Source organism: Pseudoalteromonas sp. GutCa3, assembly GCF_002836155.1.
Classification (GTDB): Bacteria; Pseudomonadota; Gammaproteobacteria; order Enterobacterales; family Alteromonadaceae; genus Pseudoalteromonas; species Pseudoalteromonas arctica.
On sequence record NZ_PJBK01000063.1, the window covers coordinates 1 to 1,405 of the forward strand.

Here is a 1,405-nt window from a genome sequence, read left to right on the forward strand (position 1 = left end):
TCATAGGTAGGTACTTAAGAAAAACATTAAGTACAGCCTTAAAAATTTGGCTCTACCCCATACTGAAATACTCCTGTTTTTCGATCGCGTTTGGGGTGTGCCCTAGCTGCATTTTTCCTCAGAAAGTCAAATGCTCCATTAACTGCATTTAACAATCCTTTCCTATGCTTCCTAATAATCGCTGTTAATATGCCAATCCACCAAACACCCGTTGTTTTTGCTACTGTCATTGTAGACATTTCAGTTTTGAATATCTTTTCAATACAGCCAGTTAAAAACCTTTTAAGCGTGGTTACTATTAAACTTACATAAATTAGCGCCTCTTGTAAGGTTGCGTTTGATGTTTGAAAGCCGCGTAAATTATTATAAGACTTACACTCCTTAAAAAGTAATTCAACCTGCCAGCGTAACCTATATAATTTGCCTATTTCAGTCGCTGTAAATTCATCAATAGATAAATTAGTGACTAAAAATGTATATTGTTTTTCTTTTTTTGACCAATACCCAACGACTCTTGTTAGCTTGTTTTTTATGCTAACATTCATATCAATAAGATCATTTTTAGGTAATTCGGGGAGCAATTCACATAACTTTGGGGAATGACTTCCTGTTAATTCCTGTCCATTTTGCTTAAAAGCATTATGTACTCTGACTGCTTTTAACCCCTTAGCTCTTAATACGTAAAATCCTCCTGCTTTATCTAATTCATGAATATAACTACCTGAATAATACCCTCTATCAGCAAGTAACAACTGTCCTTTCAACTCTTTAAATGTTGGAAGTTCTTCACGTTCAGAATAACTGTCTGGTGTTATACCTGCTTTTTCAAAGCAACCTTGCGTTAAATTTAAAGTAGCATGCAATTCAATCGCTGCTGGACACGTATTTGAAAATCGCCCAGGAAAAACATCTTTTAAAGAACGATGAAGCATAATAGAGCTACCGTCCTGAATTAAAATATTCTCAAACTTGAACAAATCTTTTTTAGTGTACTTAAGCGCATCATTTATCCAACAATTAAAAACTCTATTTGTTACCTCTCGCATTAGTTCAGCTAGTTCAGGTTTAACTAACTGGTTATGAAAAGGCTTATACTTAATAGACTGCCCTGTTAGCTGATTATAAACTCTTAATATTTCGGATAAATAGATCGTTTTTTTATCCCCAAGCGCAGCAACAAGACTAACAACCATATGAAATGCGGTAATATTTCTTTCTCTTTTAGTAAATGCTACTTGTTTACCAAGTCGGTTCAGTTTTTTTTCACTTAGGATACTTTTTAACTTATTAATAAAAATGTTAGCATTCATTTGAAGCTCTTTTCTTGATTCTGTGGTTTGTGTGGTAACAACCATTTGATCATGAATTGAGCTTCAACTCAATTTCTTAAGATCTTACCTATGAC

Annotated in this window: 1 protein-coding gene; it reads right to left on the reverse strand. The window is 33.9% G+C overall.

What is annotated here, in order from left to right:
- Nucleotides 1-38 precede the first annotated feature (38 nt).
- Nucleotides 39-1,310: an IS4 family transposase gene (locus CXF64_RS09950; RefSeq protein ID WP_024590080.1), complete on the reverse strand. Its 1,272-nt coding sequence runs from the start codon at nt 1,308-1,310 to the stop codon at nt 39-41.
- Nucleotides 1,311-1,405 lie beyond the last annotated feature (95 nt).